This window comes from Paenibacillus lignilyticus (assembly GCF_017942085.1).
Classification (GTDB): Bacteria; Bacillota; Bacilli; order Paenibacillales; family Paenibacillaceae; genus Paenibacillus_Z; species Paenibacillus_Z lignilyticus.
In genome coordinates, this window is the sequence record NZ_JAGKSP010000004.1 from 74,173 (window position 1) to 93,722 (window position 19,550).

A 19,550-nucleotide genomic window follows, 5' to 3' on the forward strand; every position below is an offset into this window, starting at 1 on the left:
CATGACGAAAACTTAAGATTCTCTCATATTGTTCATAGTATGAGCACTCCATAACCGGAAGTGGTTTTCAAATGAATGGCAAGAAAGGTGATGATAACGATGGCAATTCAGATCGAGTCAGAACGATTCTTAATCGAGGAGCGTAACCGGATCGCTGAGGAACTGCATGATCGTGTTTCCCAGCATTTGTTCGGTATCATTTACGCCATTCAGTCAATGAAAGGTGACTGTAACGGAATGAATGACGACCGGACCCAAGAACAGATGCAAGAAATTCAAGAAGCGGCATTGGCTGCTTCCCGTGAACTGCGTGCATCGATTTACAATCTGAGCTCTCGCGAGAGCGATAAGAACGACAATGCTTCCTGGATCAGTATCGTACAATCACATCTGGCCAATCAGGCCAAATTGAACGGAGTCGAAATCCGTTTCCACGCACCTAACTCGGACGACCGCCTTTCTATAAATCATCAAAAAGCGCTGTATCGAATGATCCTGGAAGGGGTAGGCAATGCAATCCGTCATGGAGCGAGCAGCAGGATAACGATTCATTTGACTGTGGAGCCCCGGATTGTCAAACTCTCCATCGAAGATAACGGACGCGGCTTTAACCCTTGGTTGATCAAACCAAGCAAACCGGATTCAGGTTTCGGTTTATCTAACATGCGCACGCTTGCCGCATCACTGGGCGGTAAGTTTGGAATTAGCACGAAGCAAGGGAGCGGGACCGTCATTCGGGTCTTACTGCCGATAACCGGCGTTCATAAAGCAACCGGCCAAACTACGAAAAGCGGGTGATCGACTTGAAAATCGTCATTGTGGATGACCATCATGTGGTCCGCAAAGGCCTGATCGCCGTACTGGCGCAGGAAGAAGGAATTGAAATCATCGGAGAGGCTGAGACGGTCGAAGAGGCTGTTCAGCTCATAGAGACGACTGAGCCTGATCTGGCCATCGTCGATATTCGACTTGGCGACCAATGCGGCTTTGACGTGGTCGAACAGTTTCGAGATCATGGCTGCCGTTTCATGATGCTTACTTCATCTGCGGCGGAAGCGGATATTCGCCGGGCAGAGGAGTGCGGCGCTGACGGCTATGTGCTTAAAGATTCCATGCCCGAGGAGCTGCTGCTCGCCATCAAGATGATTGACCGGGGAAGAAAATACTTTGATCAAGGGCTTATGGACGTCCTTATCCGTAAGGACCCGGACGATCCGCTCGAGAAGCTGACTCCGAAGGAACGCAATGTGCTGTCCTCTCTGGGCGAAGGACTATCCAACAGCGCTTTGGCGCAGAAGCTCATGATCAGCGAGTCCACGGTTAAGAAACATATTAGTAATATTTTTCAGAAATTAAATGTAAATGACCGCACGCAAGCTGCTCTTTATGCGCAGTCGCGGGGAGTAGCTGCGTACGCATTGTCGGATGAGCTGTCCGGAACTACTTAAAAGAGTGGCGACTGCCGCTCTTTTTGTTCTTCTTGGGGCGCATATGGTACGAAAGTATAATTCGACTGTATCCATTGGGGGCGGCCGGACGTACAACTTGCGATGCAACAAAATTATCCTGCCGTTCAATAGTCTTGAGGCGTGAAGTCGCTATACAATTAAGGTGCACAGCAAAATGGCCTTACCGCCAAGGGGAAGGTTGAGCCCTGGAAGGCTGATAGCAACACATAAATAAATCAGAATATTCAGACTAAAATAGTGTTCAATCTCCACCTATGAACGCGGTATCGGAGGAACCAGCTTGGAATTACAACGATATTGGAGCATTGTCAGAAAGAAGCTGTGGCTGATCGCTCTAATGGTGATAGTCAGCTGCACGCTCGTCGGCTACTACACGAGCCACTTCGTGAAACCGCAATACGAAGCTTCGACGAAGCTGATCGTAGGTCAGAGCAAGGAAGCGGATCCGAACAAATCAATCATTGACGTCGGTTCCATCAACTCCAATATATTGCTGATCAAAACCTATAAGGAAATCATCCGGACGCCTCGCGTCATGGAGAAAGTCGTAAAGGAACATCCGGAGCTGGGCGTAAGCGCAGGCGAGCTTGCTTCGAAAGTGAGCGTCAGCTCCATCAATGAAACACAGGTCATGACAATTACCGTCCGAGATACTTCTTCTGAGCGAGCGGCCAATATCGCCAACGCCATGTCGGAGGTCTTCCGCCAAGAAATTCGGACGCTTATGAAATTGGACAATATCGCGGTTCTGAACTTGGCCGATCCAACGCAACACCGAAGCCAAGTATCGCCTAATCCTGCGATGAACATTATGGTCACCTTCGTACTGGCCTTGATGGCCGGCGTCGTAGCCGCTTTTATTCTGGATCAGCTGGATGACACGGTTAAGACGGAAGAAGATGTTCAGGCACAGTTCGGAATTCCCGTGCTGGCGGATATTCCGAAAATCAAACGAAGCGTTAAGGGCGCAAGCGGCCATAATGCTCAGATGAAACAGCTGTCAGGGAGGAAAAGCAATGTCTCGCTTGATGCATAGAAGCCTTGTTACCGAGAACAATCCGAAGTCGGCCGTCTCCGAAATTTATCGCAGCTTGCGGACGAAAATCTCCTTCTCGAACCGGGATGAAGCTTTGAAGAGCGTCATGATTACGTCGGCGCTGCCGGGCGAAGGCAAGAGCACGACAGCGGCCAACGTTGCGGTCACCTACGCGCAGGCCAATAAGAGGGTGCTGCTTATCGATGCAGACCTGCGAACGCCCGTTCAGCATCACATATTCGGGCTAAACAACGATCGTTACGGGTTAAGTACGGCATTAGCCGATCATAGCGAGCTTGAAGCGGTTATTCAGCAAACGCGCATCGCGAATTTGTATGTATTGACTGCCGGGCCGGAACCGGATGGACCGTCTGAGCTGCTGGATTCGCTGGAGATGACGGCATTGCTGGAGATTGCAAAGGAGCGCTTCGATATCGTGATCATCGATACGCCGCCGATTATGGCGGTTACGGATCCGCTGATATTAGCCAACAAGAGCGATGGCGTCGTACTTGTAGTGAAGCCGGGAAAAGTGAAGAACGATATAGCGGCCAAAGCTATGGCAGCACTGGAATATGGCCAGGCAACCGTCATCGGAGCTGTTCTCAATCGGGCAGGCCGTTAGCAACCAATATCTCTGCCGATTTAAGGAAATGTCTCCTGCTCCTTTATCACCGGAGGCACTCGGTTATGCTGTGGGTCAAGCGGCCTTAGACGTTTATCGTCAGGGGTATGACGTGAGGGAGGGTTCAATGCCCTACTCTATTTTTAGATCCGTTTCTTCTTATCTAGAAATACGAGCTATGTTTTACTCCATGGCGAGAAAACATAGCTCGTGTTTTTAGAACACGACATAGATACAGAAATAAATTGGATAGGGTGAGATCAATGAAAAAAGTGAGAAAAGCAATTATCCCTGCGGCTGGACTCGGTACTAGGTTTCTACCCGCAACCAAAGCAATGCCCAAAGAAATGCTTCCGATTGTCGACAAGCCGACAATCCAGTACATCGTGGAGGAAGCGATCGCATCCGGTATTGAAGACATCATCGTCGTCACGGGCAAAGGAAAACGTGCAATTGAGGATCACTTCGATATTGCCTTTGAGCTTGAGCATACGCTCGAGGAGAAAGGGAAACACGAGATTCTCCGGAAAGTACAGCAGTCATCTAACGTTGAGCTTCACTATATCCGTCAGAAAGAGGCAAGAGGCCTCGGGCATGCCGTATGGTGTGCACGTAATTTTATCGGTGACGAGCCGTTCGCGGTGCTGCTCGGCGATGACATCGTCAAAGCGGATGTTCCTTGCACCAGGCAGCTCATCGAGCAATATGAACGAACGGGAAAATCCGTTATTGGTGTTCAAGCGGTAGGCGCTCACCAAACGCATCGTTACGGGATCGTAGATCCGCTTGAAAGTGTCGGGCGGCTGTGCACCGTCAACCGTTTCGTGGAGAAGCCGCCATTCGGACAAGCGCCGTCGAATTTGGCTATTATGGGACGCTACGTGCTAACCCCGGATATTTTCGAATATTTGGGCCGGCATGAGACGGGAGCAGGCGGGGAAATTCAATTGACGGATGCCATTCAGAAGCTGAATGAGGATTCCGGCGTATACGCCTACGATTTCGAGGGGACTCGCTACGATGTTGGCGAGAAGCTCGGATTCATAATGACAACGATCGATTTCGCGCTCGGCAACCGCGAGCTGCGCTACCAATTAATAGAAGAGCTCGAGGAAATTCTCGAGCGTGAAAGAGCGAGTGTATCTCATGAATCGACAATTTGATCAGGAAGCTGTCATGAAGGTGTCGGAACATCAGGCTCTGCAAACGTATAACAATTTGGTTTTCTATACGCTAGTCAAACGCATGATCGATATTAGCTGCGCGCTGCTCGGATTAATTATCCTCCTGCCCTTGTTTGTACTCATTGTAATCCTGATTAAGCTGGAAGATCCGAAAGGCTCGGCGTTCTTCTATCAAACTCGCATTGGCAAGGACGAGAAACCGTTCAAGATGTACAAGTTCCGCTCGATGGTTTCAAACGCGGAGGAGAAGCTGAAGGATCTGCTCGATAAGAATGAAATTCAAGGTGCCATGTTCAAGATGAAGGATGATCCGCGCATTACCAAGGTCGGCAAATTCATTCGGAAAACAAGCATCGACGAGCTTCCGCAGCTGGTTAACGTACTCAAAGGCGATATGTCGCTGGTTGGCCCCAGGCCACCGCTGCCAAGAGAAGTTGCAGAGTACTCGGAATACGACAAGCTCAGGCTGACGGTGACATCGGGCTGCACGGGATTATGGCAGGTCAGCGGTCGCAATGACCTGAGCTTCGAAGAAATGGTGAAGCTGGACTTGGAATATATCCAGAAACGAAGCGTAACAGGCGATTTGAAAATTATTTTCAAAACCTTCAAGCTTCTGCTCGGTGCCAAGGATGCTTTTTGATAGGGGGTAGGGACTGCACATGAAAACCATCATGTTTATTACGAACCGGTTTCCCTTCCCGAATACGGATGGACGGAAAAATATGCTGCTGCAATACATTCGGCAAATGAAAGAGATTTATCCGGGCAGTGAAATTGTCAATTTATCCTTCGTGGATGATGACCGGTATCTCAAGCATCGGCCGGATGAAATCGATCGATTGGTGTGTCTTGAGCTGCCGGGATTGGCCGAGAAGCTATTCAATGTCGCGGTATATTCCCTGCTGCTAAGAAGATGGCCGCTTCAGGTATCTGCTTATTACAGCCGGAAGACACATCGGAAAATCAAAGAAATTGTGCAATCGGAGAAACCGGAGCTCATCTTGTACGACATGGTGCGCGTTGCGGAATATGTGTCTGAGGAACAAGGCAGACAGGTTCTGAGCTACGATGATCTGTTATCGCTGCGCTATCGGCGGCAGCTTGAATGGTTTCATTATATTCCATCCGCACTTGGCGGGTTTGCGGACAAATTGCCGGGCAAGCTGAAGCGTTTAGCGGACGTGAAGTTTATTCAGAAATGGTTGATCAACCTGGAGAGCCAGCTGCTTGGCAAGTACGAGAAGCGGGTGGCGGCCCATTTTCACCATCTCATCTTCACCTCCCCGACCGAAGCGGAAAGCTTCCGGAAGGTTACCCGCCACGAATCCTGTTACGGCATTCCGATGAAGTTCGAACCGGATGGACGGCAGGGCAGCGGACCGCGCAGGTATGACCGAAACAAGCTGGTGTTCGTCGGCAAGATGGACATCCCGCATAACAGCTCCGCCGTCGTCTATTTCTGCGAGCGAATATGGCCCAAGATCAAGCGGAAGGCGCCGGATGCTACCTTCTACATTGTCGGGAAGAATCCGACCGCCGAAGTGCTGCAGCTGCAGGAAGCTTATCCGGGCGTCGTCGTCACCGGAGAAGTGGACGATGTGAAGCAGATTGTCAGCAATTGCGCGCTTATGATCGCTCCGCTGCTGTTCGGGACAGGCATCAAAACGAAAATCGTGGAGGCGATGTCCTGGGGCGTTCCGGTCGTGACCAATCAGATCGGCGTCGAAGGGATCAGCGCCAACCATAGTGAGGATTTGTTCATCTGCGATTCGGATGACGAAATCGTTCAGAACGTACTGCTTCTACTCAGCAACCCAGAGATTAACGAGAAAGTATCGCGCAATTCGGTACGCTATGTCGCAGGTCATTTCAGCAGCTCCGTCACACGCAAACATATGGAGCTGATCTTATCATAGCTCCGCTTGCGCCAAGAGCAGGTGCATTCATGGTTCTTCGAAATCTTATCATTATGCTGTTTCTCTTCTCCTTGGCGGTTTTAACCTACGATAGCTTGCCGTATTTTCACTTCTCGGTCTATCGTCCGGTCGCCATGTTTCCGATGTTCGCAGCGTCGTTTCTGCTGTTATTCTGCGATTTCCGGTTCAGGCCGGGAGACCTCTTCTTCATCGCATTCGTTATCTACAGCATCGGACATTCCTTGGTGGCCGCGATTGGCTATGAAGATGCGGGCAGCAGCCTGAAACATGTCATTACGCTGCTGTTTGGCCTATCGATGTACAGGGTGTCCGTCTATATTGCCGAAGAAACGAAAACGGATCCTGCCTTGAAGGGATGGATCGCCAAGAGCCTGTTAATCGGCTTTATCCCGCCGGTGGCTATCGGTTTCATTCAGCTCATGGATGCGCTAGTTATTCACAGCGGATTCTCCTTGCCTTTAACGGGGTTGTTCTCGGAGAAGGTGTATCGCGGACGTATTCAACTGCTGTCCGGAGAGCCGTCGTGGGGAGCCATTCATATGCTGAGCGGCGGCATTCTGATGTTTTACCTGTTCAAGCAGGGTTTCCGCAAACATTTGGTGCTGCTGATCGGAACGGCGGTGCTGCTGGTATTATCCTTCTCGGCTTATGCCTACAGCGTATTGCTGACCGCGCTGCTCATCTACGTGCTGATAACGAGCAAGAACCGGGGAAAAATGCTGCTTGTGCTTGCGGCATGCGTTCTTGTCGTAGGGGTAGGGGTTCCGTTCCTGTTAGAGGCTTTCCACGTCAGCGGCTACTTTACGGACCGGTTCCAGTTTGATTTCAATTCCCTGATCAAGACCGATAATTCGTTTTTCATCCGGGTTGTTTTCCCGGCTATCGGTTTCTTGGAATTCGCACACCACCCGCTCTTCGGCGTTGGGGGAGGATTTTATTACAGGGATTTTGCGGAACTATTGCTGAAGAATTTCAATGATGGTTTGGTGTTCAAAGAGGTACATGATCTCGTCTTCGACACTCCTGAGATGGCAACGTCACGGAATTTGTTGTCCAAAGTGTTCGCAGAGGAAGGCTTGATCGGGGCCGCGCTGTTCTTCGGCTTTATGATCTCCGCCTTGAGGAGCGCAGGTGCGAGTCCTTACGCTAAATTCGCTTTTGCGCTGTGCGTTTCGCTCGTCATGAACTTCGATTCCTATTCCTTTGTGAACTTTTGGCTGTTGATCGGGTTCATCCGAGGCGGTTTTTTCAATGAACAGCCGGCTGCCGTGGCAGTAGGAAGCGTGATGCAGCGCATGAAGGGAATGAAACGAATTGCATGAGAATCTTAATTGTGAATAGTTTATACACGCCGTACATCATTGGCGGCGCGGAAATATCGACGCAAATATTAGCGGAATCGCTGGTCTCCGCCGCTGAGGTTCATGTCTTGACGGTTGGCGGTCAGAAGCGAAGCGCCGGTGTGTACACAGAAGTGATCAACGGCGTCACCGTGCATCGTTTGCCATACAACAATCTGTACTGGATCGGGGAGCCTCAGGGACGCGGAACATTGATGAAGGCGGCACGCAGGATGATCGATCTCTACAATCCGGTGCAAATCAAGACGTTCCGCAGCCTCTTGTCAGCGATCAAACCGGATCTGGTGCACACCCAGAATTTATCCGGGTTTGGCTCGGGGATTTGGTCAGCTTGCGCCGAACAAGGCTTGCCAGTGGCGCATACGCTCCGGGACTATTCGCTCCTCTCGCCGGTCAGCTCTCCCATCAAGAACCAGGCGTTAGCGCGCATGTATCATTCGACTTCGCTTGGTTACAGCAAACGGGTATCGGCGGTCGTCGGGATTTCATCCCATATTCTAAAGCGTCATACGGATGCGGGACTGTTCCCTAATGCAGCAAAGCTGGTCATTCCGAACGCCGTGGACGGCGCTATCGAAGGCGGAGCGAAAGACTTTCATCGCGAGCCGCTGCGAATCGGTTATTTCGGGCGAATCGAAGCCGAGAAAGGCGTGCGCGAGCTGATCGACGCCATCCGTTTCCTGCCGCGCAAGATGGTAGAGCAAGTGATGATTTGCGGCGATGGGGGATTGAAGCAGCAGCTTCAGGAGTTGTGCAGCTCTGATGACCGGTTCGTGTTTACCGGCAAAGTTACACCGGAAGAAGCCCGCAGCCATATGGGCCGCGTCGATGTTACGTTTGTTCCTTCCATATGGGAAGAGCCTTTCGGACGGGTCATCATCGAGTCGTATCAGGTCGGAACCCCGGTGTACGCCTCGGCGGTCGGAGGAATTCCGGATGCGGTCTGGAATCCGGGCGAATTCCTCTTTGCTCCGGGGAGCGCGGAAGCGATCCAAGCCAAAATTATCGCGTTCCATGCCTTAAGGGGCGACGAGAGAAGAAGGATTGGAGAGCAGTGTCTGAAGCATTGCCGTAACTTTACGACGCAATCGCTGTTGGACAAACACCTCAATCTATATGAACAAATTCAATATGGCCAGCATGAATATGCGCTGGCAGGGGTGAACGGGAGATGAGCACCATGAGCAAGTCGACCGTTTACATGTGGCCCAAAGCGAGCCCGGATAATAAATACAGCGAACTGCTGACCAAATCGATTGAGCAGGCAGGATTGCATGTCGAGCATTATGACAAAGAAACGGTGCTGAAGCCGGGCAGCGGGGACATCGTCCACATGCATTGGCCGAGTAATTCCTATCAGCATGCATCCGGATTGGCATTGACCGTCCTGAAGTCGCTGTTCTTCGCGCTCCTGCTGCTCTATTACAGGATCAGAGGCGTTCGCTTGTTCTGGACCGTTCACAACATTTGGCCGCATTCAGGCAGAACACGCTGGGACTATATCATGCGCAAGTATATTTTGACCGTTTGCCACCGCGCTTTTGTCCTGAGCGAGTCGGTGAAGCAGGAAGTTTCCGGCGTGTTTGGGATATCGCCAAGAAAGCTTGTGGTGACGCCGCATGGCCATTATGTTGGCGCCTATCCGGGTACAGGAACGGATATCCGCCGGAAATTCGGCATCGCGCCGGACCGGTTCCTGTTCTTGTTCGTCGGTCGGATCAATCCGTACAAAGGGGTTGATCGACTCGTGGAGGCGTTCGCGTCACTGAATCTTGAGCATTGCAGTTTGTTAATCGCCGGAAGGGTCGATAAGGGGTACAGCCTGGATTTCATCGACGCCTACAACAGCGATGGAGCCATTAGCGTTTATCCGCAGTTTGTGGGTGATGATGAACTGGCCGACTATCTGCAAGCGGCCGATCGGGTCGTATTGCCGTACAACCAAATCACGACATCCGGGAGCGCGATTCTGGCTTTATCCCATCATAAGCCGGTTATAGCGCCGAATCTTGGCGCGCTCGGTGAGTATGTAACAGGCGAATGCGGCATTCTGTACGATCCGGAGGACCCTAACGGCTTGCGCAATGCGCTTCGAAAGTCATTGGACATGGATATGAAGCAAACGGAGAAGCAAATTGAGGCCAAGCTGCGAGAGCTCGATTGGAGCCGGATAGCCGGTAAAATGATCCCTATTTATAGCGGTACAAAGCTGCACGAGGTGAAAGCATGAAAGCAACGATAGCCATTTGTACACATAATCGGGCAGCAGATGTGAAGGAAGCGCTGCTCAGCCTGCTGCAGCAAAGCTACAAACAACCTTTCGAGGTCATCGTGATCGACAATCGATCCACCGATCATACCAAACAAACGGTACTGGACTTCCGGAATATGGTCGATATTCAGGTCCGCTACGTGTATGAGGAACGACTTGGTTTATCCGTCGCCCGGAATCGTGCGATCCGCGAGGCAAGAGGCGAGATCATTCTCTTCCTGGATGACGATGCGAAGGCATCGAAGGACTGGCTTGCCGGCATCATTGACTTGTTCGACGGGAATCCGCGAATCGGCTGTGTCGGCGGTAAAATCGAGCCCGCATGGGAAGGCAGCCCGCCAAGGTGGCTGTCCCGGGATAACCATTCCCTCTACAGCATTTTGGATTATTCGGATGACATTGTGGAGATGAAGGAGCCGGCGATTCCGTTCGGAGCCAATGTTGCTTTCCGCAAGTCGGTATTCGATACGATGAATGCCTTCCGCGAGGATCTCGGCAGAGTGGGAAGCAATTTGCTCTCCAGTGAAGAGGCTGAGCTGATTGCGCGTATTCGTACGCGGTATGCGGTCTACTACACGCCCCATGCTTCCGTGCTGCACAAGATTCCGCGAAGCCGGATCAGCCGGAAATGGCTGCTGCGGCGCATTTATTGGCAAGGGGTAAGCAGCGCGGTGTCCTCGAAGCAAAAAACGGGGATCATCATGAAATCGCTCGTGAAACTGCCGATCTTTCTCGTGCTGACGATCTTGTTCCTGTTCGATAAACGGCGGATATTCCGTAATGTCAGCAAGATCATTTATAACAACGGATTGATCAGCGGCGTGCTGCGAAGCTACCAGCTGAAGCGAATCTAACCTTTGAGGATGTTTTGAATCATGAATCAACTAGCTGCTACAAGGGCGGGAGCAGGCCGCAGCGTATTCCAAACGATCCTGCATACCAGCGTCGCCAATCTGCTCATTATGGTGTTAAGCACCTTAACCTCCATCGTGACCGCACGATTGTTCGGCGTCGAGGGGAAAGGGATGTTCTCGGCTATTCTGTTCTGGCCGACTTTGCTGGCAGGGCTTGTCTCATTCGGGCTACCTACCTCCCTTATTTACAACATGAAGATTCATGCGGGGAAAGCGGCGGAGTACATTCGAGCAGGATTCATGTTCCAGGTGCCGGTCAGTGTGCTTGTCGGCACGATTGCCTGGATCGGCCTGCCCGTCTGGCTCGGAAACTATCCGGATGACGTCATTCGGACAGCCCAGTGGTACACGATCTTGACACTGCCGATGCTGCTGGCTGTCAATCTGCTGACGGCACTCACGCAAAGCATGGATAAATTCGTGCTGTATAACGGACTGCGCTTATACGTTCCGCTTAGCAATCTGCTGGGACTGCTGGTTTTGTGGGCGATCGGCAAATTATCGCTGCACGGCGCCGCACTCATATTCTTCGGTACGAGCTTAATGGTCATCTTCTGGGCGCTGTACCGGCTGCGGCATGAATTATCGTTCAACTGGCTGCGCAGATTTTCGGACCGTATCGTGCTGGGGACGCTGTTTGGCTACGGTGGACGAGTATTCGGCGTAGAGCTGCTCGGCACGCTGTATTCACAGTGCGACAAGCTGATTATTTTAACGCTGCTAACACCGAGGGATTTCGGGCTCTATACGGTTGTTTATACGTTATCTCGTGTATTCAATGTCGTGCAGACGGCCATTTCGAACGTTATTTTTCCGAAGGTGACGGGGCTTAGTCAGGACAAAATCATCGCTTCCGTCGGCAGAGCCTTCCGGCTGTCCTTCCTGCTCATGACCATCGCGGTTATTCCGGGAATGCTCATCGGCCATTATTTGCTGGGCCTCTTGTACGGGGAGCAGTTTCTGGAAGCCGGCACGGCGTTCTACCTGCTGTCCCTCGAATGCATCATCGGCGGAGGTTCATGGATTCTCGCCTCTTCCTTCAACGCGATGGGACGCCCCGGATTGGTAGCGATGCGGCAAGCGATCGCGCTGGCCATCACGGTCGGGTTGTTTTTCATCCTTACACCGCTGTATGGCTTGAACGGCATCGCAATTGCTTTGCTGCTCGGCGCGGTTATCCGCATTCTGATTACGATCGCAGCGATGAGGATCGTGTTCAAGGTTCGCATTCTCGGCATTTTGTATGACAAAAGTGATCTGCGCTTTCTATACGAGCACCTCTCGCGAAGAATGCAAACTTAGGAAGGCGGCAACACCGGCATGAACATAAGCAACAGAAGCATCAAGGATTACTTCAAATTCGGGTATCGCGTATTGCTCGGTGCGTTCTTTCGGAGGCATGTCGATCAATGCGGGAAGCTGCTGCGGGTAGGCGGAAGCATGACGGTGTCGAAGGCCAAACGAGCCAAGCTCTTCATCGGCGACTACGTCATCCTGCACAAGCATGCCGGATTTTACTTGGATTCCAACGAGGCTGTCATTGAAATCGGCGACCATACGTTCATTAATCGTAGAACCGAAATCAGATGCAAGAAGCAGGTAACAATCGGCAGTCACTGCGCCATCTCGTGGGATGTCACCATTATGGATACGGACTATCACAGCATGGAGGGCAGCTTGGCGACCAAGCCGACAATCATCGGCAATCGTGTCTGGATCGGCAATAAGGCGATTATTCTGAAAGGGGTCACGATCGGGGAAGGCGCAGTTGTGGCTGCAGGGTCGGTTGTGTCGAGAGACGTGCCAGCCCACACGCTTGTCGCAGGCGTCCCCGCGAAGCCCATCAAGAAGAACGTGAAGTGGACCAAGTGACGGAGCTTGTTCAAAAAGCGCGGAGAGCACATCCCTGAACCCTGCAGCACTCCCTTTTTGAACAAGCCCGAGAGAGAGAGAGAAGAGACACGGAGGAGACGGATGAATGGAAAGCGTACAGTTTGCTCATCCGATGGATGAGCTCAAGGACCGGCTTCGGCAGATTTTGCAGGTGATTCCGCCGCATTCCAAGATCTATTACCTCGATTATCCGGTTCATGGTAATGGCGGAGATCTGTTGATCATGAAAGGCACTGAAGCGTTCTTCAAAGATAATCATATTCGCGTTATGGCGCGTTACAGCGTGCTTGATTTCCCAAGCGGCGTGAAGATTCCGCAGGATCATATTATCGTGCTGCATGGCGGCGGGAACTTCGGTGATCTGTATCCGGCTCACCAGAGGCTGCGCGAGCAAGTCGTTTCCGACTATCCCGGCCATCGGGTAGTCATGCTGCCGCAGACGATTTTCTACAAGAGCGAGGCGGAATTCAACCGGACGGCAAGTATCTTCAATCAGCATAAGGACTTGCATCTCTATGTTCGCGACACCTACTCGCAAGAGATGGCTGCCGTCAAATTCAAGACCTGCCATGTCTACCTGTCCCCGGATATGGCGCATCAATTATGGCCGATTCGGAGCCATACGAACCCGGATAAGGAATTGCTTTGTTTCCTTCGCATTGACATCGAGAAGACGGCGGAGCAGGAGCGGCTTGAAGCTTCAGGCCAAGGCGACTATCTGGATTGGGCGACGCTGTTCAGCGGATTTGAGCAGAAATCCATTCGCGCGATTTTCAAAATGTCCGCAGCAAGCAACGGCAAATTGCCTGTAAGCATGATCTGGGGCAAATACACCGACTATCTGGTGAACAAAGCCGTTAACCGGTTTAGTAAATACAAGAAAGTGCAGACCTCAAGGCTTCATGGACATATTCTGTCTTGTCTCATGGATAAGCCGAATATTCTGCTGGACAACTCCTACGGAAAGAATTCCAGCTACTATCGCACTTGGACGAATGGAATAACGTCAGCGAAACTATTGGCGCAGCAGACTAGCGCAGAGAGAGTTTGACTCTCGTCAAACTTATAGCAGAGAGAGTTTGACTCCGTCAAACTCCCTATTAAAGGAGGTATATCATGAAAGTCGTATTGCTTTCGGGAGGATCGGGGAAACGGCTGTGGCCGTTGTCGAATGACGCCCGGTCGAAACAGTTTTTGAAAATCTTGAAAAAAGACGATGACCGTTTGGAGTCCATGATACAACGAGTCTGGGGACAGATCGGTGAAGCCGATTTGCAGAATCATGCCTATGTCACGACGAGCAAACCTCAGGTAGAGATGATTCAAAGTCAGCTTGGGAATGAAATCAACTTGATCGTCGAGCCGGAGCGAAGAGACACATTTCCCGCGATCGCGCTTGCAGCCACCTATCTCTATTCGGTCGAAGGCGTGAGTCTTGACGAAGCGATTGTCGTCATGCCGGTAGATCCCTTCGTTGAGATCGGCTTCTTCGAGAAGCTGAAAGAGTTAGAGCAGGTGCTTGCCAGCTCCGATGCCGACTTAGCGCTGATGGGGGTTAAACCGACTTATCCATCTGAGAAATACGGGTATATCATTCCGAAGCAAAGCGGCGACGCTGCTCAAACGTTCATGGATGTTCAGAGCTTCCGCGAGAAACCTCGCGAAGAAGAGGCTGTAGAGATGATTCGTCAGGATGCGCTGTGGAATTGCGGTGTTTTCGCATTCAAATTGGATCTGATCATTAACATACTGATCGTGAACGGGCTGCCGATCCAGTACGAAGAAATGTTGAAGCAGTACAGCAAGCTGCCGAAGATCAGCTTCGACTACAAAGTGGTGGAGAAAGCGAATCGGATAGCTGCCATTCAATATGATGGGTCCTGGAAGGATCTTGGCACATGGAATACGTTGACGGAGGAAATCGAAACCTCTCTGATCGGCAAAGGCATTATTACGGCAGATTCAATTAATACCCATGTCATTAACGAGCTGGAAGTTCCGATTACACTGCTCGGCTTGTCCGATGTCATTGTTGCGGCGAGTCCGGACGGCATTCTTGTTGCAGACAAAGCTTCAAGTCCGCAGATCAAGGATGTCATGAAACACTCGGAGCAGCGCCCAATGTACGAAGAGCGGCGCTGGGGACGCTATCGGGTGCTCGATTATGTGACTTATCCGGATGGCCGGGAAGTGCTGACCAAGCGGATCTTCATTTCCGAGGGAAGCAATCTGAGCTACCAATACCATAGTCTTCGGGACGAGGTATGGACGGTGGTTGCCGGACATGGGGAAATGGTGCTTAACGGCAAGCGATTCTCCATCACTACCGGGGACGTCCTCCTGATTCCGAAGGAAAACAGACATAGCCTGCGTGCGCTGGCGGATATCGAAATCATCGAAATCCAAACCGGTTCGCAGCTGATTGAAGAGGACATTGTAAGGCTTGAACATGATTGGAACGAAATTATGCAGCTCTGTACGAAATAACGAAGCGAATGCTTACGCTGCTGCGTTTTCTCCGAAAATTCGAAGGAGTTGTTGAAGATGAACATCACGGTTATCGGTGCTGGTTATGTCGGGCTTGTATCGGGGGTTTGTTATGCGGAGCTTGGCAATCAAGTGATCTGCGTAGACAAGGATCAAGCCAAGCTCGATATTTTGCGAAACGGAGCTATCCCTATTTACGAACCGAACCTGCAGGAACTTTCGCTTAAAAATATGGCTGCCGGGAAGCTGAGCTATACGTCCGATCTGCATCGCGCGGTTCAGCTGTCGGATATTGTGATTATCGCGGTCGGGACGCCTTCCTTGGCAAACGGCGAAGCGGATTTGTCTTACATCGATCAGGCTGCCGACGAAATTGCGGAAGCGATGAACGGATATAAGATCATCGCCGTGAAGAGTACGGTGCCCGTCGGCACGAACGAACGCGTGCGAGATCGGATTCGCCGCCTGACGAGCGAAAGGTTCGACAGCATCTCGCTGCCGGAGTTCTTGAGAGAGGGTTCGGCCGTCCAGGATACGCTTCATCCGGACCGGATCGTCATTGGTGCCGACAGTCAGAGTGCCGCAGACACGATGGCCAAGCTGCATGCGCCGCTGACGGATCAAATCGTGATGACGGACATTCGCAGCAGCGAGATGCTCAAGTATGCCTCCAATGCTTTTCTCGCTACGAAAATTTCGTTCATTAACGAGATTGCGAACATCTGCGAGAAGGTAGGCGCAGACGTGACCCAGGTCGCCCAAGGAATGGGATACGACAACCGGATCGGCCATTCGTTTCTGAAAGCGGGCATTGGCTATGGAGGCTCGTGTTTCCCGAAGGATACTAGGGCTCTCATCCAAATTGCCGGCCATGTCGATTACGAATTCAAATTGCTTCGTGCGGTAGTTGAGGTCAATCAGGATCAGCGGTTCAAAATGATCCGTAAACTTGAAACGATATTCGACGGCAACCTCCAAGGCAAGACGATCGCCATCTGGGGACTATCCTTTAAACCCAATACCGACGACGTGAGGGAATCTCCGGCACTCGAGATTGTTCAGCATCTGGTGAACAGCGGGGCTGTGGTGAAGGTTTACGATCCCATCGCAATTCCGAACTTCCGCCGTATGTACGGCGAGGACGGCGTGGTTTGGTGCGAAGGAGCATTGGAAGCGGCAGCCGATGCAGATGCGCTCTGCCTGTTGACGGAATGGGACGAATTCATTCACGTGGATCTGAATCAGCTGCAAACAGTACTGCGAAAGCCTATTTTGATTGACGGCCGCAACGTGTTCAAAGAAGAGGATTTGGCGGGTACGGCGTTCATTTACTATTCCATCGGCCGCCCCAGCTTGAATCAAGGCGTCAAGGAGGAAGTGTTGGCTTTACATTACTAAAGGATGATGAGGGCCTTTATTGTGAGAAAAAATGCTTCATTGCTGTTGTTATATGGGCTGCTCGGCTGCTTGATACCGTTATCCGCTACGGGAGATGCCGCTCCGCTTTCCTACTATGAGATTGAAATCGACCATCTGCGAGATTGGAAGCAGGTCTACAAGCATTCCGATACGCTCTTTCTGACGAAGGCTCCGAGTGAAACCTCGGATCCGACCCGAGTGAAACGCAGCGGCGTTTCAGGTGAGAACATGGTGTACAAGGCGGAAGGTTATCTCCGGTCCTTCGCGGTTTACGCATACTATCAGCCGAACGGGAGCAAGACCTATGACCATCCGGCATTCTACATTTCCAAAGATGGCGTGACCTATATCAAGGTCATACCGGACATGCACGAAGTAGACAGCGGAGCGGTAAACATCGTGTACGAATCGAGAAAGTTCCCGGCAGGCACGAAGTTTCTCAAAGTCGTCTACCAGGGTACCAGTATCGCAAGATCGCCTGCCATCGGGAAGGTTGTACTGAACGGACCTTCCAGCGCAGACACCAGCGTGCCTTCGGGTACAGTGCCTTACGGGCGAATGGTTATGCTGAACCAGGGCGAGAAGGGTGAAACCATCTATTACACAACCGATGGCAGCGACCCCAGAACATCGCTGACTCGCATGCATTACAGCTCGCCAATTGCAGTCGTTCAAAATTTGCTGCTTCAAATAACAGCTGTGGGCCATTCCAGTTCGGGCCAGTCGGCAGCAACAGGCGTATCGACTTATCGATATGTGCCTGCTCCTCAGTTGGCGCCGCCGGTTGGGTTAATCGATCCGCTTGATAATTTCAAGCTGCTCGCCCATCGCGCCAATCTGTATGTAGCCAGTAACCAGCCGGGCTACTTCGATAACGACAAAGGCCGGCTCGCGCGTACGACCAGCGCCCCCGGCAGCATGGTGTACCATACGGGTTACGACATCCAATCGTTTACGGTCTACAGCAGCTTTTTTACCGGAAATCCGATGGAGGAGCATCGATTGTTTGTCTCGTCGGACGGAAAAGACTACAAGCAAATTCCCGTGACGATCAACCCTGTCGGCTATCCGACGGGAAACTGGCAGCAATACGCGTATGAAGCTTCAGGATTGCCCGAACATTCGAGGTATTTGAAAATCGTGCTGCTCGGTTCTAAAGCCTGGTCGCCTCAAGTTTCGAAGGTCGTCATTAATCAGAACACGGCTTCCGTGAAGCTGGCCACCTCCCGAAGCGAGTCTTCGGTGAAGACCGAATTGACCTCGATTACGAAAGGCGCGCGCATTTACTATCGATTAAACAAAGGGCCGGATTTCGTGTATTATTCGAAGCCGCTCCAGCTTCAAGGGTATAACGTACTTGAAACGTACGCGGTGAAAGACGGCTGGCTGCCAAGTCCGATTCGCAAGTTTACGGTGAACGCGAGCAGCGAGATCCTTGTCGATCGCTTCGGTCAAATGAAGGATGCGAATTTCACGGGTAAAGTGACCGATGAGAAGGAGCTGGCAGCGGATGCGGCGGCAGATGCTGCTTACTACGGCAGCCTGAAGCCGCCGGGAGGCCGCGATCCATACGGCGGACTTGCCGGCAGCGCGAAGAAATACAATTTGGCTGCCAAGGGTTACTTCGCGATCCAGCGAATGGGTGAACGCAAAGTGATGACGACGCCGGATGGAAATCTCTATTTCAGCTTAGCCGTGAATGGCGTGACGGCCAATGAAACCTACACCCGGATCGCCGGTCGGGAGCAGAAATTCGAATCCGTTCTCCCGAATCAAGGCATTAACAAAAACGCTTATATCGGCAAGGATAACTATTCGTTCTATGTGGCGAATGTTTTCCGGAAGAAAGGCGTGTTCCCAACCGAGCATGCGATCTACTCGGAAGCGGTAACCCGGCTTCCGAAATGGGGCTTTAACGGCGTAGGCAATTATTCGACCGAGAAATACGGCGAGGATGGCAAGCTTCCGTACGTGAGAATGCTTCCGCTTAACGGAATGGCATGGGCTCGAATCAATGGACTCTCGTTATTCGATATCTTTGCTCCGAATGCCGCAGAGCAGATCGATAAAGCATTCAAGAATGCGCTCACGCCAAACAAAAACGATAAGAATCTGATCGGTTATTTCATCGATAACGAATACGACTTTCATAAATTTTATACGAATGTGCCCAAGCTCAAAGCGAGCTCGGCTGCCATGAAAGGGAAATTGGTCCAGAGGCTGAAGGATAAATATCAAACCATCAGCTCCTTCAACGCCAATTGGAAGACGACATTCAAATCGTTCGACGAGATGAAGGAGGCGGAGCTGCCTGTTTCAACCTCCCAATCATGGCGCGATATGGAAGGCTTCTTCGACTACTATCTGGATACGTTCTTCGGAACGGTATCTCGTGCATATCGGAAATACGATCCGAACCATCTCCTTCTTGGAGATCGATGGATTACGACAACGTTCCATAATGAGAAAATCAGCAGCGCGCTTGCCAAAGCGGAAGGGAAATACGTGGATGTCATCAGCATCAACTATTACACCTATAAGCTCGAACCCGATCTGTTGAAGAAGATTTACGATCTATCCGGCGGCAAACCGATTCTGTTCAGCGAATTCGGTTACGGGACAAGCGAGCAGGGGCTTGCGCCTCTCCTTCCGAACTCGGCAGTGAACCAGTTCCAACGGGGAATGCGCTATCGCAATTACGTGGAAGGTGCGGTCACGCTGCCTTATGTAGTCGGTGCACACGTGTTCAATTACGTGGATCAAGCAGGGCTTGGCAGGTACTGGCAGGGCGTAGGAGGCGAGCATTACAACTCCGGTCTGGTCAATGTTGCGGATCGCCCTTACAAGGACTATCTGAAAGCGATCATGGATACGAACTATGACATCTATAAGGTCATGCTCGGGGAGCGCGCGAAATTTTATTATGATTTCAATAAAGGCTAAGCCGATT

17 protein-coding genes are annotated in these 19,550 nt (G+C 51.5%); all 17 read left to right on the forward strand.

Going from position 1 to position 19,550, the window contains the following annotated elements; all coding sequences use genetic code 11:
• Positions 1-99 precede the first annotated feature (99 nt).
• Positions 100-798 (forward strand): sensor histidine kinase, encoded by a 699-nt coding sequence (locus tag I8J30_RS12415; RefSeq protein WP_210655494.1) that lies wholly within the window; start codon positions 100-102, stop codon positions 796-798.
• A 5-nt stretch (positions 799-803) separates the two neighbouring features.
• Positions 804-1,448: a response regulator gene (locus I8J30_RS12420; protein ID WP_091213748.1), complete on the forward strand. Its 645-nt coding sequence runs from the start codon at positions 804-806 to the stop codon at positions 1,446-1,448.
• 301 nt (positions 1,449-1,749) lie between these two features.
• Positions 1,750-2,505, forward strand: coding sequence for a YveK family protein (locus tag I8J30_RS12425; protein WP_210655492.1), 756 nt, complete (start codon positions 1,750-1,752; stop codon positions 2,503-2,505).
• Complete coding sequence (locus tag I8J30_RS12430) at positions 2,486-3,130, forward strand: CpsD/CapB family tyrosine-protein kinase (protein WP_210655490.1); 645 nt, start codon at positions 2,486-2,488, stop codon at positions 3,128-3,130. The genes I8J30_RS12425 and I8J30_RS12430 overlap by 20 nt, the downstream gene beginning before the upstream one ends.
• A gap of 263 nt (positions 3,131-3,393) precedes the next feature.
• A complete protein-coding gene (gene galU, locus I8J30_RS12435; protein ID WP_210655488.1) occupies positions 3,394-4,293 on the forward strand; it encodes a UTP--glucose-1-phosphate uridylyltransferase GalU in 900 nt (299 codons plus the stop codon).
• Positions 4,294-4,306: 13 nt separating this feature from the next.
• On the forward strand, positions 4,307-4,957 hold the full coding sequence (locus tag I8J30_RS12440; RefSeq protein ID WP_240547849.1) for a sugar transferase: 651 nt from the start codon (positions 4,307-4,309) through the stop codon (positions 4,955-4,957).
• Positions 4,958-4,976: 19 nt separating this feature from the next.
• A complete protein-coding gene (locus I8J30_RS12445; protein ID WP_210655484.1) occupies positions 4,977-6,233 on the forward strand; it encodes a glycosyltransferase family 4 protein in 1,257 nt (418 codons plus the stop codon).
• Between the two features lie 29 nt (positions 6,234-6,262).
• Positions 6,263-7,576, forward strand: coding sequence for an O-antigen ligase family protein (locus I8J30_RS12450; RefSeq protein WP_210655482.1), 1,314 nt, complete (start codon positions 6,263-6,265; stop codon positions 7,574-7,576).
• Entirely contained in the window at positions 7,573-8,790 is a 1,218-nt protein-coding gene (locus I8J30_RS12455) for a glycosyltransferase family 4 protein (RefSeq protein ID WP_210655481.1), read from the forward strand. Before I8J30_RS12450 ends, I8J30_RS12455 begins: the two co-directional genes overlap by 4 nt.
• Before the next feature lie 5 nt (positions 8,791-8,795).
• Positions 8,796-9,845: a glycosyltransferase gene (locus tag I8J30_RS12460; protein WP_210655479.1), complete on the forward strand. Its 1,050-nt coding sequence runs from the start codon at positions 8,796-8,798 to the stop codon at positions 9,843-9,845.
• On the forward strand, positions 9,842-10,741 hold the full coding sequence (locus I8J30_RS12465; RefSeq protein ID WP_210655476.1) for a glycosyltransferase: 900 nt from the start codon (positions 9,842-9,844) through the stop codon (positions 10,739-10,741). Before I8J30_RS12460 ends, I8J30_RS12465 begins: the two co-directional genes overlap by 4 nt.
• 21 nt (positions 10,742-10,762) lie before the next feature.
• Positions 10,763-12,103 (forward strand): lipopolysaccharide biosynthesis protein, encoded by a 1,341-nt coding sequence (locus tag I8J30_RS12470; RefSeq protein ID WP_210655474.1) that lies wholly within the window; start codon positions 10,763-10,765, stop codon positions 12,101-12,103.
• An 18-nt stretch (positions 12,104-12,121) separates the two neighbouring features.
• Positions 12,122-12,673 (forward strand): acyltransferase, encoded by a 552-nt coding sequence (locus I8J30_RS33645; protein ID WP_210655472.1) that lies wholly within the window; start codon positions 12,122-12,124, stop codon positions 12,671-12,673.
• Between the two features lie 106 nt (positions 12,674-12,779).
• The gene (locus I8J30_RS12480) at positions 12,780-13,745 is read left to right on the forward strand and encodes a polysaccharide pyruvyl transferase family protein (protein WP_210655470.1); all 966 of its coding nucleotides are present in this window, start codon (positions 12,780-12,782) and stop codon (positions 13,743-13,745) included.
• 65 nt (positions 13,746-13,810) lie between these two features.
• Entirely contained in the window at positions 13,811-15,181 is a 1,371-nt protein-coding gene (locus I8J30_RS12485; RefSeq protein WP_210655468.1) for a sugar phosphate nucleotidyltransferase, read from the forward strand.
• A gap of 57 nt (positions 15,182-15,238) precedes the next feature.
• On the forward strand, positions 15,239-16,579 hold the full coding sequence (locus tag I8J30_RS12490; protein WP_210655466.1) for a UDP-glucose dehydrogenase family protein: 1,341 nt from the start codon (positions 15,239-15,241) through the stop codon (positions 16,577-16,579).
• Positions 16,580-16,600: 21 nt separating this feature from the next.
• Positions 16,601-19,543, forward strand: coding sequence for a chitobiase/beta-hexosaminidase C-terminal domain-containing protein (locus I8J30_RS12495; RefSeq protein ID WP_338044796.1), 2,943 nt, complete (start codon positions 16,601-16,603; stop codon positions 19,541-19,543).
• Positions 19,544-19,550 lie beyond the last annotated feature (7 nt).